This window comes from Pseudofrankia saprophytica, from assembly GCF_000235425.2.
Lineage (GTDB): Bacteria > Actinomycetota > Actinomycetes > Frankiales > Frankiaceae > Pseudofrankia > Pseudofrankia saprophytica.
Genome location: NZ_KI912266.1, coordinates 5,187,646 through 5,201,518, shown reverse-complemented (window position 1 = coordinate 5,201,518; position 13,873 = coordinate 5,187,646). Strand labels below are relative to the sequence as shown.

The window sequence follows — 13,873 nt, the reverse complement described above, 5'->3', positions numbered from 1 at the left end:
ATGGCCGCCTCCGGAGAAGAGCTGCGTCTACAGATTCTCGGTCCGTTGCGGATCTGGCGGGACGGCGTCGAGGTGGACGCCGGGCCTCGGCAGCAGGCGTACCTTCTCGCCGTGCTGCTTGCCCGTGCCGGCAAGCCGGTCAGCACCACCCAGTTGATCGATCTGATCTGGGCTGACGACGTCCCTGCCTCGGCCGTCAACATCCTCCAGAAGTACATCGGCGCGCTCCGCCGGCTGCTGGAGCCCGCGCTGCCCGCGCGCGGCACCGGCTCGCACCTTCAGCGTCGCGGTAACGGCTACCTCTTCGCCGCCGGCACCGGCATGCTGGACGTCCTCACGTTCCGGGAGCTGGTCGAGGCGGCCAGGGCCAGGGTCGCCCAGCAGCGGCCCGATGAGGCGCTCGACTCGTACGTGCGGGCGCTGGCGCTCTGGCACGGCAGCGCCGGCGACGGGCTGGCCGGCGGGTCGACCGCGATGTCGGTCTTCGCCTCGCTGGACGGTGAGTTCTTCGACGCGTGCGTGGCGGCCGCCGAGCTCGCGGTGGCAGGGGGCCAGCCGACGCGCGTACTGCAGCCCCTGTACCTGGCCGCCAGGATGGCGCCGCTGCACGAGACCGTTCAGGCGGCCCTCGTCATCGCCCTGGGCGCCGCCGGGCAGCAGGCGGAAGCGCTGTCCATCTTCCGAGCTGTCCGTATCCGGCTCATCGACGAGCTGGGCATCGATCCCGGCCCGGCGCTGGTGGCCGCGCAGCGGCGTGTGCTGCAAGCCGTACCGGCCGAGGAGACGCCCTCCGAGCGGCCGCGGGACTCCGCCCACGCGCCGCTGCCCGCTGACGGCCTGGTCGGCCGGGACGAGGAGTTCGCGGTGCTGCGGCAGGCGGTCGAGTCTGCGCTCGCCGGCGGCGCGGGGCTCGTCGTCGTCGAGGGAGAGCCCGGGGTGGGCAAGACCCGCCTGCTCGAGGCCGCCGGCGCCGAGGCGGACCGGCAGGGCGCGCTCGTCGTCTGGGGCCGCTGCCTGGGGGGCGACGGGACGCCGACGATGTGGCCGTGGGTGCAGGCCGTCGGCGCGATCCTCGACGGCCTGCCCGCCGCGGCACGAGAAGCGTGGCACGCCGGCGAGCTCGGCCGCCTCGTGGGACCGCACGGCGGCGCTCCCGCGACGCCGGTGCTGCCGGACAGCGGCACCCAGTTCCGCCTGTTCGAGCAGGTCGTCGCGCTCGTCGGCCGGGCATCGGCGCGCCGGCCAGTGGCGCTCGTCGTCGACGACCTCCAGTGGGCCGACGCCGCCTCGCTGCGGATGTTCAGTCACCTGGCGGCTCGGCTACCGGGCGGCACCGTGGTCATCGGCGCGCTCCGCGATCGTGCGCCCATGCCCGGTTCGGAGCTGGCGCGGATGCTCGCCGCGGCGAGCCGGCTGCCCCGGCACCGTCGGATCCGGCTCGGACCGCTCGGCCCTGCCGAGGTGGCCGAGCTGGTCCGCCGCGAGACCGGCCAGGACCCCGGCCCCGGTGCGGCCCGCGGCATCCACGCCCGCACCGCCGGTAACCCCTTCTTCGTCCGTGAGCTGTCCCGGCTCCTCGCCGACGGCGGTGTGCTCACCGAGGACGCCGTGGCACGAGCCGGAGTGCCGGCGACCGTCCGGGACGTCGTTCGCGACCGGATGGCCGCGCTGGACGACGACGCCGGCGTCCTGTTGCACACCGCCGCGCTGATCGGCCGGGACGTCGAGCTCGCGCTGCTCGCGCGCGCCGCCGGTCTCGACGCGCAGACCTGTCTCGGGCGGATCGAACCGCTGGAAGCACTCGGCCTGCTCGAGCCCGCGCCCGGGGACCCGTACTCGGTCCGCTTCGCGCACGACCTCGTCCGCGAGTCGGTCGCCGGCGCGACCCCGCGTTGGCGGTTGGCCCGGCTGCACCTGCTGGTCGCGAACGCGCTGGAGCGCCCGGCGCCGGACGACGAGCCGGTGGCCGAACGCCTCGCCCACCACCTGTGGGCCGCCGGCCCGCTGGCTGACCCAGGCAGGACCGCGGCCGCGCTGGTGCGGGCGGGCCGCTGCGCGGCGACCAAGTCAGCGCTGGAGGACGCCGCGCGGCACCTGCGGCTGGCGGCGCGGGTGGCGCGGACGGCGGGACTGGCGGAGCTGGAGCTGTCCGCTCTGTCGCTGTTCACCGCGGTGGACGGGATGCGAGCCGGGTACGTCGGATCGGCGCTCGAGTTGCTGGAGCGGGCCGAGCACCTGGCGCGCGGCCTCGGGCTGGAACGGGAGGCCGCCGACTTCCTCTTCTCTCGCTGGGCCGCGTACTCCCAGGGCATCCAGCTCGAGCACGGCGGCCGGCTGGCGCGCCGGCTGCTCCTGCGGGGTGAGGCGTCCGCCGACCCGATCGTGCGCGCGTACGGCCGGCACGCCTGGGGCATCCACCAGTGGGATGTCGGCAACGTCGGCGAGGCGTTCAGGTGCCTGAACCAGCCCGACTCGACCGGGCTCGACGACCTGGTCCGGCGCGAGGAGGCTCCGCTGCGGCATGACCTGCAGCTGCTCTCGCCGGTGATGCTCGCGTTGATGACCGGCCTGCACGGTGACGTCGACGGTGCGCGGGCACTGTTCGACCTGCTGGAGGCCGCCGCGGGCGACGACTCCTACATGGTCACGGTCTGGGCCGCCTTCGCCGTCACGGTGGCGGCGCTGGCCGGCGACCCGGCGTGGGCACTGCGCGCGGCGGAGCGGGGGATCGCCCTGGATCCCGAGTTCTCCTTCGTCTTCCTCGGCAGCTACCAGCGGCTGGCCCGGTGCTGGGCACGCGCGGTGACCGGCGAGGACGCGACCGGCGCCGCCCAGGAGGCGCAGAAGCTCATCGACGCCGCGCTGGCCGACCCCCCGCGCTCGGGCCTCGCCACCTGGTACGGGCTGCTCGGCGAGATGTGGCTGGTGGCCGGGAAGCTGGACGAGGCCGCCGAGGCGCTCGACCGGGCGGACTCGTTCCTGGACATGTACGGCCAGCGCTACGCCGAGGGCTTTCTGCTCCTGTTGCGGGCGCGGCTGATGGGAGCCCGCGGCGAGCCGGTCGCCGCCGCCCGGGCCGCCGCCGAGCGGGCGCGGGCGCTGTCCGTCGAGCGCGAGGCCCATCTCTTCGCCCGCCGCGCCGAGGAGCTGCTCGCCGGAGAGCTGCTGGCCGGACGGGCCGAGGCGTGACGCCTCGGTCTGGCCCAGCCCCCGGTGACGCCGGCAGGAAGAATGACGTGGATCGGGGCGTGGAACGGGGCCTGGGACTCGATTCAGTGCCTGGCATTCAGTTTGGCCGGTGCGCGAACGGCCCAGATGTGGAACCCCAGCCCGACGCCCCACGCCAGTATCGAATACAGAGGCCAGAAGAAGTGGTCCGGGGTGAGTAGCGCCCACAGGATGACCTGAGCCACATTGGCCAGGACATACCAGAGAATGTGGCTCCACAGGCCCCACTTAAGGGCGGCTTCACTTTTATTCGCATTCATGCCGGCAGGCTAGATCAACGCACTTGATGAGCAGTGAACCGTTCGTGGACCCGCCGCCCGCGTCGCGTCCGGCGTCGTTCAGCGCTCGTAAACTACCTCGCTCTACGCTGACCCGGTCTTCACTGACAACGACGGACACCGAAGGGCTTACAGGATGTTCGAGCGGTTGGGTCGCACGATGTTCCGCCGGCGGTGGTGGGTGGTCGGCCTGTCCGTGGCCTTCTTCGCGTTCGCCGGCATCTGGGGTACGCAGGTCTTCGGCGCGCTGACCACCGAGGGGTTCGAGGACCCGGCCAGCGAGAGTTCCCGCGCCCTCGACCGTGCCGAGGCGACGCTGGGCCGGACCGGCAACGACGTGGTGGTGCTCTATACCAGCCGCGCCATGACGGTCGACGACCCACGGTTCGAGCGGGCGGTCACCGAGACGCTGGGGACGCTCCCGCGCGACGTGGTGACCAGGACCCTCACCTACTGGGGCACGAACAGCCCCGGCCTGGTCAGCCACGACCGGCACGCCACCTTCGCGGTGCTGACCATGGCCGGCGACGATGAGACGGAGCGCGGCGACGCACTGGCCCAGATCGAGGACGAGCTCGGCGCGCCCGGCCTGCGGACCCAGGTTGGCGGCGTCACGGCGGTCAGCTACGACATCCGCGAGCGGGTGGCGGCAGACATCGCCCGCGCCGAGACGATCTCCATTCCGGTGCTGCTCGTGTTGTTGGTGCTTCTCTTCGGCGGGGTGGCCGCGGCGAGCCTGCCGCTCGCGATCGGCGGTCTGGCGATCCTCGGGGCGTTCACTGCGTTGCATGGGCTGAGCTACCTGACCGACGTCTCGGTCTTCTCGATAAATCTGGTGACGATCCTCGGGCTGGGCCTGGCGATCGACTACGGCCTGTTCATGGTCGGGCGGTTCCGCGAGGAGATCACCCGCGGGCTCGGCGTCGAGGACGCCGTCGCCCGCACGATGGCCACCGCCGGGCACACCGTCGCGGTCTCCGGCGTCACCGTCGCGGTCTCGCTGGCCGGACTGCTGATCTTCCCGATGACCTTCCTGCGCTCGATGGGCTTCGGCGGCCTGTCCGCGGTCGTCGTGGCGATGCTGGCGGCGCTGACCCTGCTGCCCGCCCTGCTCGGCATCCTCGGCCCACGGGTGGAGGCACTGTCCATACGGCGTCTGTTCCGACGCCCACCGAAGGCTCCCGCGCAGGCCGAGGTCACCCACGGGTTCTGGTACGGGCTCGCGCACAGCATCATGCGCCGCCCGGTCGTCTACGCGGTCGGCGTACTCGCGGTCCTGCTGCTGGCCGCTTCGCCGTTCCTGCGCGTCGAGTTCGGTGGCATCGACCCGAGGGTGCTCCCGGCGGGCACCGAGAGCCGCGTGGTCTCCGAGACCGTCGACCGCGACTTCGTCCAGAACAGCCAGGTGCCGATCGAGGCGATCGTGACCTCACCGGACCCGGCCGGCCTGGAGCGGTACGTCGCCGCGGTCCGGGGGGTCGACGGGGTGGGCACGGCCGAGGTCACCGGCCAGTCCGGCGACGTCTCCCGGGTCACCATCAACTACCAGGGCGACCCCATCTCGGCGGAGGCGCGGGATCTCGTCAGCCGGATCCGCGCCGTACCGGCACCGCCCGGTGGCGAGGTGCTGGTGGGTGGCATGACCGCGCGACTGGCTGACCAGCTCGACCGGGTGGGCGATCTGCTGCCCTGGATGGCGCTGATCATCGCCGGCGCGACGTTCGTCCTGCTGTTCCTCGCGTTCGGCTCGATCGTGCTGCCGATCAAGGCGATCGTGATGAACATCCTGTCGCTCGGCGCCTCGTTCGGAGCACTGGTCCTGATCTTCCAGGACGGCCACCTGTCCGGCCCGCTGAACTTCACCTCCACGGGGACGCTGGAGGCGACCCAGCCGATCCTGGTCCTCGCGGTCGTGTTCGGGCTGTCGATGGACTACGAGGTCTTCCTGATGTCCCGGATCCGCGAGGAGTACGACCGGACCGGCGACAACACCATGGCGGTCGCGGTCGGGCTGCAGCGCAGCGGCCGGATCATCACGAGCGCCGCGCTGCTCATCCTGGTCGTGATCGGCCTGTTCTCCATCTCCGGGATCACGTTCATCAAGCTGATCGGAGTCGCGCTGATCATCGCGATCCTGGTGGACGCGACGATCGTCCGGGCGCTGCTGGTCCCGGCCACGATGCGCCTGCTCGGGAACGCGAACTGGTGGGCGCCGGCACCGCTGCGGCGCTTTTACGTCCGCCACGGCCTCCACGAGGGCGACGACCCGCCACCCGCGGCCGACCGCGGCCCCCAACCAGCCCACACACCCGCCAGCTGATCCAGGCAAACGCGTGAGCCGTTCATGATCTGGTGGAATCCTCGGAGCCAGAACTCCCAAGGTCCCACCAGATCATGAGGCGCGGCAGGGACGGCATCAACCCGGTCGCATGCCTTGAGCGCCGGGGCCCCGCGGAACCCCCAGGACGCGATCGCCGCCGGCTCAGCCAGCGAGGCGGTCGCTCCTGCTCCGGTAGCCGCGGACCGCGAGCACCCCGCATCCGACGATCAGGACGACGGACCAGGCCACCGCCTCGAGCACCGGGCGGGTGGTGGCGCCGCCGTGCGCGAGTGCCCGCATCGCCTCGATCACCACGGAGAACGGATTCACCCGGGCGATCGGCTGCACCCAGCCCGGCAGCTCCGCCCTCGGCACCAGGCCGGTGGACAGGAACGAGCAGACGAGCAGGAGCGGATTGAGCACGGCAACGACCGTCTCGGCGTCCCGGGAACGCATCGCCACCAGCAGCCCGAGGAAACCGAGCCCGAGCCCGAACAGCAGCGGCAGCAGCAGGAAGCCGATCGCCGCCCACGGCCCTGCCGTGAACCGGAAGCCGAGCGGCACGCCCACGGCGACGACCACGGCGATCGTGATGGCGCTTCGCGCGGTGTCCGCGAGGACGCGCCCGGCCAGCGGCGCGAACGCCGAGACGGGCATCGTGCGAATCCGGGCGTCGAAGCCGTCGCGCAGGTCGGAGGCGGTGGCGGCGGCGGTGAACGGCGAGGCGAACGCGATGCCCATGAGGACGAACAGCGGCAGGCTGATGTCCACGTAGTCGTCGTACCCGGCGCCCGGGTAGACGACCTTGGCGAAGCTCACCGTCATCAGCAGCAGCAGGATCAGCGGGAAGAACGCCGCCAGCACGAAGGTCACCGGGTCGCGCAGCGTCAGCCGCAGCGCGCGTCCGGCCATGGCCAGGGTGTCCCCCACCGGGGCGGGGCGAAGAAGCGCGACCTCGCTCATGCGGCGGCCCTCCCCAGTGCCCGGCTCGCGCCCAGCACGCCGACGACCGCCAGCCCGAGCAGCCAGGCTCCCGCGATGAGCAGCGGCCGCGCGAGCGCCGCGTCCTGCGCCACCAGCGCCCGCAGCGCGTCGGCGACACGGCTCACCGGCTGCTGCTCGACGACCGGACGCAGCCAGGACGGGAACGCGGCTGCCGGCGTGAACGCGTTGGACAGCAGCATGAACGGGAAGTAGATCAGGTTCGTCGTGGTCGTCACCGCCTCCAGCCGCCGGATCGCGAGCCCCAGCGCGATGTGGCAGGTGACCAGCGCGGCGGCGAACGCCAGCATGACGACCGGGAAGCCGAGCGCCTTCCACGGCCCGCCGTGGAAGCGGAAGCCGAGCGCGGCTCCGATCGCGAGCAGGACGCCGAGCGAGAGGAGCGAGCGGGTGAGCTCGGCCGCGAGCAGCCCGAGCGCGGGCGCCGGCCGGCTGACGGACATGGTCCGCAGCCGGCGCAGCGTGCCGCCCAGCGCGTCCTCGGCGGCGAGGATGGCGCTCGACATCCCGGTGAAGAACACCGCCTGGATGACGACGGCGGGCAGCAGGTAGTCGATGTAGTCGATGCCGCCGCGCCGCATCACCCGGCTGAAGACCGTGAAGAACAGCAGCGCGAACACGAGCGGCAGCACGATGGCGCTGATGATCGACGCGGGGCGGCGGCTCATCAGGCGCAGGTGCCGCTCGGCGAGCACCGCGACGTCGGCGGTCAGCGACGGCCGGGGAGCCCCGCCCGCGGCGCCCCGCGGCGGCGGCCCCGGCAGGGCCAAGGCCCCGGCGGCGGTCGGGGTGGCCGTGGTCATGAGGCCACCTCGGCGGCGGGCCGCGCCGGCCGCTCGGCCTCATCGTCGGTACCAGCGGCGTCGGCGGGGCCGTCAGGGGTGACCGGATGCCCGGTCAGCGCCAGGAACACGTCGTCCAGGGTCGGGCGGCGCAGGCCGATGTCGTCGATCCGGGCGATGGGCAGGCCGCTGTGGCGGGCCTCGTCCAGCTCGCGCACCACGGCGACCAGCGTCTCGGGCCCGCTCGCGGGCAGGCTCACCCCGTCGGGCAGCACGGTGACCGGGCCGAGGGACGCGAGCGTCTGGGAGACCAGCTGACGGTCGGCCGCGTCGGCGACGGCGATGTGGCACACCGCGCCGCCGACGCGCCGCTTGAGCTCCTCGGCAGTGCCCTCGGCGACCACGTGGCCGCGGTCGATGATGGTGACCCGGTCGGCGAGCTCGTCCGCCTCCTCCAGGTACTGGGTGGTGAGCAGGATGGTGATGCCACTCGCGCGCAGCTCGCGGACGGCCTCCCAGAGGGCCAGCCGGCTGCGCGGGTCGAGCCCGGTCGTCGGCTCGTCGAGGAACAGCACGGCCGGCTCACGGGTGATCGACGCGGCCAGGTCGAGACGGCGCCGAGTGCCGCCGGACAGCGTTCCCGTACGCTGGCCGGCCGCCTCGGTCAGCGTGAACCGCTCCAGCAGCTCGTCGGCGCGCCGCCGCGCCTCGGCCCGGCCAAGCTTCATCAGCCGGCCGAACAGCACGAGGTTCTCGCGTGCGGTCAGCCCGCTGTCGAGAGCCGCGAACTGGCCGGTCACGCCGATCGCCGCCCGCACGAGTGCCGGCTGCTCGACCACGTCGTAGCCGGCGACCGTGGCGCGCCCCGCGTCCGGGCTCAGCAGGGTGGTCAGCACGTTGATGGCCGTGGTCTTGCCAGCCCCGTTGGGTCCGAGCAGCCCGAGAATCGTGCCGGCCTCGACCCGCAGCGACAGTCCGTCGAGCGCCCGGATGCCGCCGAAGGTCTTCACGAGCGCGTCGGCCTCGACGGCCGCGGTCACGGTTCGGCCCCCTGACGCAGGGTCGGGTGGCAGCTCGCCATCTGTCGTCCTTCCTGGTGCGGGTGCTGGTGCTGGCTCATGCGGGTGCTGGTCATCCGACCGGCGCCGGCGGTGCGGGGGTGGCGGCCGGTCGGCGCCGTCTCCATTGCTCCGTGCGGCATTGCTCCGTGCGGCGCGCTGTGGTGAGATGCCGGAACTATAGAAGGTAAGGCTAACTTAAGACGCCAACTTAGGGCGTCGAGGGTGCGTCTTCCACACCTGGCCGAGGCGGACGGAACACGAGGAGCGGGATGTCGATCCACCAGGAAGGTCCGGGCACCAGGCCGACGGGGACGCGTTGCCCCCGGCCGGGGATGAGCCGACCGCGGTGGCTGGTGTGACTGAGCGCGTGACCGGCGGCGACCGGGTCGCCCTGCGCGACCGGGCGCCCCTCGGCGAGGGCGTCCACCCTCCCGACGCGCTGGACGCGCTGCTGACGCGGGCGCAGGCCGCGGGCGACTCCGCGGATCACTGGGACCAGGCGCGCGTGGACCAGGTCGTGCGCGCCGTGGGTCGAGCCTGCTACGACGACGAGCTGGTCCGGGCGCTTTGCGCGCAGGTGGTCGCCGCGACCCGGATGGGCACCGTCCGGGACCTGGTGGAGCTGCACCGGCTGCGCGTGCTGGGGACGATGCGCGACCTGCACGGGCAGCGGACGGTCGGCGTGATCGCGCGGGACGACGAGCGGCGCACCACGACGTGGGCCAAGCCGCTGGGGGTGGTCGCCCTGGTCACGCCGGCGACCGCGCCGTGCACGGCGCTCGCGACCAGCGCTCTTTCCCTGCTGAAGACCCGCAACAGCGTCGTCGTGAGCCCGCACCCCGCGACCGCCGAGCCGCTGGCCCGCCTGGTCGAGGCGATCAGGAGCGCGCTGCGCGAGGTCGACGCCAACGAGGACCTGGTGCAGCTGGTCGCTGGCGCCGACCGGGACAGCAGCCGGGAGCTCATGCGCGCCGCCGACTTCGTCGTGGCGACCGGCGGTGCCGGGACGGTCGCCCGCGGGTACGCCAGCGGCACGCCCGCCGTCTCCTCCGGGCCCGGCAACGCGACCGTCGTCGTCGACGAGTACGCCGACCTGGACACCGCCGCCGACCTGACCAACAAGGGTGCCTGCTTCAACAACGGGACGTCCTGCTCGTCCGAGAGCAACGTGCTGGTCGACGGGCGGGTGCTGGACGCGTTCCGGGAGCGGCTGCGAGCCGGCGGAGCACTGCTGCTGTCGGACGAGGACTCACTGCGGCTGGAACGCCGGCTGTGGCCGGGCGGCCGGCTGGAGCGTCTCCTGGTCGGCAGGAGTGCGGCCGAGATCGCGTGGGCGTGCGGCATTCCCGTCCCCGCTGGCCGGCCCGTCACGACGCTCGTCGCCACCGCGGCGACGGCGCAGCCCGGCCGGGCGCTGTTCACCGAGAAGCTGGCGCCCGTGCTGACGCTCGCGCCCTACCGCACGTTCGACGGCGCCGTCCGCGACGTCCAGGACATCCTGGCGCGCAGCGGGCGCGGCCACAGCTGCGCGCTGCACACCGGCGACGGCCCGGTGGCCGAGGCCAGGGTCGACCGGCTGGCCAGCGCCACCAAGGTCTGCCGGGTGCTCGTCAACCAGTCGACGATGGGCAACGCCGGCGGCTTCGGCAACGGCATGGAGTTCACCTCGGTCGTGTCGACCGGCACGTGGGGCGGCGGCAGCGTCTCGGAGAACGTGAGCTGGCGGCACCTGTTCAACCGGACGACGGTGTCCCACCCCCGGCCGTCCCAGGTGCCAAGCGCCGCCGAGCTGTTCGACGATCCCAGCCCGGCGACCAACCCTGTCTGACCCGCGGGCAATCGGCGTTGCTCGGCCCGCTGTTTGCCTACAGCACGAACCGCACCTTCTCCCGCTTGATCATCTGGAATGAGTTCATCCAGCGGACGCCCACGGCGTTACAGGCGTCTGGAATCTTGATCCTCTTTTTGGAAACCGGCTCCGGTTGCTCGTTTGTGACGACGGAGTAGCCCAGGGTGAGTGCCCGGGGAACCCGCACGGTGGTGCGCTCTCGCCGGACGGCTCCACCGAGTGCGAATCGCGGCAGATGAGCCTTCTATAGGCACGCTCACATGACACAGATCCCACGAGGACAACGGACGTGTGTCGGATGGGCGTGCCTATGGGGTCATTCGTCCACCACGGTCCGCCAGAGGCTGGTGGCAGGCAGGCCGTACGGCCTGGTGGAGCACGAGTCGGCGCGGGTGCGATGCCGCTTCGGCGTGCCCCACGCATAGGTGACCGGCGTCATGCGGATCTTCTGGCCCGGACCTGAGTAATTTCGGTTCCTCGCTCTGACTCCGAGGATCCCACCAGATCATGAAAAGTGGACTCGGAGGCCTCGGTGCGTCCGGTGACCGCGCTCGCCGGCGTCGCGGCTCAATCTCTTACAGCTTGTCAAGATTATGGTCGGGCAGGTACGTTCGCGCTGATGGCTGACACGCTTGATGGCTCGCCGCCGACCCGTCGCCGCAGGTCCGATGCCCGGCGCAGCGTCGAGGCCATCCTCAACGCGGCCCGGACCGTGCTCGGCGAGCGGCCCGACGCCAGCATGGAGGACATCGCTACCGCGGCCGGCGTGACCCGTCAGACCGTCTACGCCCACTTCCCCTCGCGCGACGCTCTGATCGCCGCCCTCGTCGAGGCGGCGAGAGTGCAGGGCCTCGCCGCCCTCGACGCCGCCCGCCTCGACAGCGCCCCGCCCGCCGAGGCGCTGGGCCGGTTCCTCGAGATCGGCTGGCAGCTCCTGCGCGACTACCCGCTGCTGTTCGACCCCGCGCTGAACAGGAGCGGACGTCTCGACGGCGGCGACCCGCACCTCGCTGTCGCCTCCTGGCTTGAACGACTCATCCGTCGAGGCCAGCGCACCGGCGACTTCGACCGCACCCTCGCCGCCAGCTGGCTGGCCGCCGCCATTCTCGACCTCGGCCACACCGCCGCCGAGCAGGTCGCGGCCGGGCGCCTCGCGGCCGGCGAGGCGCCGGCCGTGCTCCTCGCGAGCTCGTTGCGGCTCTGCGGCGCCGTCGACGCACACCGCTAGGCGGGATCGGCTCCAGCCGCGCCTTCCGAGGGTCCTCGGCCGCGTCGCCAACCGGCTCGCCCGGTGACGGTCGCCAGCCAGCCAGCCAGCCAGCCAGCCAGCCAGCCCGACCCGACGCCATGGCCGTTCGTCGGGTCGGCGCCGCATGGTCGAGCCTGTCCGCCATCGGTAGCCGCTAGGTCATCGGTAGCCGCTGGGTCCGCCATCGGCAGTCGAGTCGGTTTGTCATCGGTAGCGGAGGCGCCGGCCCGTCTTAACCTTGACAAGCTGTATGAGTTCGCATAACTCTTACGGTATGTCAAAGAACGTGAAGGATCGGAGATCGCCCGCGCCCGGTGAGGTCGACGAGTACGACACGTCCGCGATGCGCGTGCTCGACGACGGTCCTCGGCAGGCGGATCCGCTGCTGCTCATCCACGGGACCGCGGCCTCGGCCGCCTGGTGGGACCCGGTGCTTCCGGCGCTCGCGGAACGCCACCGTGTCATCCGGGTCGACCTCGCGGGCCACGGTGGATCGCCGCCGGCGCCGTCGTACGACGTGTCCAGGCAGGCAGGTCGGGTGGCCGCGGTGCTCGACGACCTCGGTGCGTCTCCCGTCGTCGCGATCGGGCATTCCAGCGGCGGCTACGTCGCCACCGCGCTCGCGGAGCTGCGGCCCGGTCTGGTGAGCGCGATCGCTCTGATCAACACCGGTCCGAGCCTCGCGGCCTTCCTGCCGCAGCCAGCGCTCCTGCGGGTCCTGTCGGCTCCGCCCCTCGGCCGGATCGCCTGGTCGCTGCGCTCGGACGCGATGATCCGCCGTGGGCTCGGCACCGCCTTCACTCGCGAGGTCGACATTCCGGCTGACCTCGTCGCCGCCGTGCGGGGCATGACCTACGGCGCGTTCAGGATGGCGCCGCTGCGGTTGTCCGCCTACCTCGCGGAGCGGGCGCTTCCCGCGCGCCTCGCCGACCTCGACGTCCCAGTCCTGGTGATCTTCGGCGCTGATGACCGCCGCTGGGACGGGTCGTCGGCCCATGCGTACGACGTCGTACCGAACGCGCGGGTGGAGATGCTCCCCGGCGTCGGGCACACGCCGATGTTCGAGGCGCCTGCGGCTACCAGCGCGCTGCTGCTGGATTTCGCGGCGACGCGGGTGTGACCCCCTGACGCGGCGGCGCCTTGGACGGCGCGCGGCGTCCAGTCCGCACCAGATGCAGTCCGCACCAGATGAAAGATCAACCGCAGGAAGGACGTCTCGGAATGCCTGATTCTCCGATCGATCTCTCCAGGCTCCCTGCTTCCCGCCGTTCCGGAATGCTCAGCTGGCCGCGGTACGGCGTCGACGCGCCGGCCTTCGTGGCGGCCCTCGGCGCCGCCGGGGCGGCCTGCTCCCTGGCCGCCGCCCGGCGACGGCCAGGCCGGGTCGCCATGGCCGCCGCTGGGGGAGTGCTGCTGGCCAGCACGGGCGTGTACCTGCACACCACGCTGCGCGGCAAGCTGCGCGTCTGGGAGCGGGAACTGGACCGGGCCGGCCTGAAGGGTGACGAGCGACTGCTGGATCTGGGCTGCGGCCGCGGCGCGGTGCTGATCGCGGCGGCCAGGCGGCTACCGGCGGGACGCGCCTACGGCGCGGACCTGTGGTCCGGGAAGGACCAGAGCGGCAACGGTCCCGAGGCCACCCTCGCCAACGCCGCCGCGGCCGGGGTCGCCGACCGGGTGGAGGTGCACACGGCCGACATGACCGCCCTGCCGTTCGCCGACTGCTCGTTCGACGTCGTGACGAGCGCGCTGGCGATCCACAACATCCCGTCGTACGAGGGGAGATACCGCGCGGTCGACGAGGCCATGCGGGTGCTGCGCCCGGGCGGGCAGCTGCTCGTCGCCGACCTCTGGCCCATGGCCAGGAAGTACGCCGCGCACATCGGCCAGGGCACGCTGCGCCCACTCGGGCCCGAGTACTGGTACGGCGGCCCATGGTGCGGCATCACGTTCTTGCGTGTTGTCAAAGCGCGTTAGTGCGACAGCTTTTCCGTCGGACGACAGCTTTTCCGCCAGACGACAGGCGGCCAGCCGAGCGCGTCCACCATTCGGATGGCCGACGGCAACCCGTCGAGGAGATGGCTAACCCAGAGCCACGGCGGCT

The 13,873-nt window shown here is 72.4% G+C and carries 11 protein-coding genes; 6 read left to right on the top strand and 5 right to left on the bottom strand.

The features are described from left to right. Complete coding sequence (locus FRCN3DRAFT_RS0221875) at nucleotides 1–3,189, top strand: BTAD domain-containing putative transcriptional regulator (protein ID WP_007509247.1); 3,189 nt, start codon at nucleotides 1–3, stop codon at nucleotides 3,187–3,189. An 83-nt stretch (nucleotides 3,190–3,272) separates the two neighbouring features. Here the strand turns inward: FRCN3DRAFT_RS0221875 and FRCN3DRAFT_RS51710 are convergent, their stop codons facing one another. Then, nucleotides 3,273–3,488, bottom strand: a complete 216-nt coding sequence (locus FRCN3DRAFT_RS51710) for a 2TM domain-containing protein (protein WP_007509249.1) — start codon at nucleotides 3,486–3,488, stop codon at nucleotides 3,273–3,275. Nucleotides 3,489–3,654: 166 nt separating this feature from the next. Here FRCN3DRAFT_RS51710 and FRCN3DRAFT_RS0221870 point away from each other — a divergent pair, with 166 nt between their 5' ends. Beyond that, nucleotides 3,655–5,826, top strand: a complete 2,172-nt coding sequence (locus FRCN3DRAFT_RS0221870) for an MMPL family transporter (RefSeq protein WP_232794111.1) — start codon at nucleotides 3,655–3,657, stop codon at nucleotides 5,824–5,826. Between the two features lie 162 nt (nucleotides 5,827–5,988). Here the strand turns inward: FRCN3DRAFT_RS0221870 and FRCN3DRAFT_RS0221865 are convergent, their stop codons facing one another. The 3 genes from FRCN3DRAFT_RS0221865 to FRCN3DRAFT_RS0221855 are packed head-to-tail and all read right to left on the bottom strand — an operon-like array spanning nucleotide 5,989 to nucleotide 8,650. Then, nucleotides 5,989–6,789, bottom strand: a complete 801-nt coding sequence (locus FRCN3DRAFT_RS0221865; protein WP_007509252.1) for an ABC transporter permease — start codon at nucleotides 6,787–6,789, stop codon at nucleotides 5,989–5,991. Continuing rightward, on the bottom strand, nucleotides 6,786–7,631 hold the full coding sequence (locus FRCN3DRAFT_RS0221860) for an ABC transporter permease (protein WP_007509254.1): 846 nt from the start codon (nucleotides 7,629–7,631) through the stop codon (nucleotides 6,786–6,788). Before FRCN3DRAFT_RS0221860 ends, FRCN3DRAFT_RS0221865 begins: the two co-directional genes overlap by 4 nt. Further along, nucleotides 7,628–8,650: a daunorubicin/doxorubicin resistance ABC transporter ATP-binding protein DrrA gene (locus tag FRCN3DRAFT_RS0221855; protein WP_007509255.1), complete on the bottom strand. Its 1,023-nt coding sequence runs from the start codon at nucleotides 8,648–8,650 to the stop codon at nucleotides 7,628–7,630. The genes FRCN3DRAFT_RS0221860 and FRCN3DRAFT_RS0221855 overlap by 4 nt, the downstream gene beginning before the upstream one ends. A gap of 376 nt (nucleotides 8,651–9,026) precedes the next feature. Here FRCN3DRAFT_RS0221855 and FRCN3DRAFT_RS45650 point away from each other — a divergent pair, with 376 nt between their 5' ends. Continuing rightward, nucleotides 9,027–10,499, top strand: a complete 1,473-nt coding sequence (locus FRCN3DRAFT_RS45650; RefSeq protein ID WP_007509257.1) for an aldehyde dehydrogenase family protein — start codon at nucleotides 9,027–9,029, stop codon at nucleotides 10,497–10,499. A gap of 37 nt (nucleotides 10,500–10,536) precedes the next feature. Here FRCN3DRAFT_RS45650 and FRCN3DRAFT_RS57835 read toward each other — a convergent pair whose 3' ends face one another. Beyond that, complete coding sequence (locus tag FRCN3DRAFT_RS57835; protein ID WP_007509258.1) at nucleotides 10,537–10,707, bottom strand: DUF4411 family protein; 171 nt, start codon at nucleotides 10,705–10,707, stop codon at nucleotides 10,537–10,539. A gap of 432 nt (nucleotides 10,708–11,139) precedes the next feature. Between FRCN3DRAFT_RS57835 and FRCN3DRAFT_RS45645 the strand changes: the two genes are divergently transcribed. The 3 genes from FRCN3DRAFT_RS45645 to FRCN3DRAFT_RS0221820 all read left to right on the top strand — a co-directional run bounded on the left by FRCN3DRAFT_RS45645 (nucleotide 11,140) and on the right by FRCN3DRAFT_RS0221820 (nucleotide 13,746). Beyond that, complete coding sequence (locus FRCN3DRAFT_RS45645; protein ID WP_035925058.1) at nucleotides 11,140–11,748, top strand: TetR/AcrR family transcriptional regulator; 609 nt, start codon at nucleotides 11,140–11,142, stop codon at nucleotides 11,746–11,748. A 307-nt stretch (nucleotides 11,749–12,055) separates the two neighbouring features. Continuing rightward, a complete protein-coding gene (locus FRCN3DRAFT_RS0221825; RefSeq protein WP_198536016.1) occupies nucleotides 12,056–12,889 on the top strand; it encodes an alpha/beta fold hydrolase in 834 nt (277 codons plus the stop codon). A 101-nt stretch (nucleotides 12,890–12,990) separates the two neighbouring features. Beyond that, nucleotides 12,991–13,746: a class I SAM-dependent methyltransferase gene (locus tag FRCN3DRAFT_RS0221820; protein WP_007509263.1), complete on the top strand. Its 756-nt coding sequence runs from the start codon at nucleotides 12,991–12,993 to the stop codon at nucleotides 13,744–13,746. Nucleotides 13,747–13,873 lie beyond the last annotated feature (127 nt).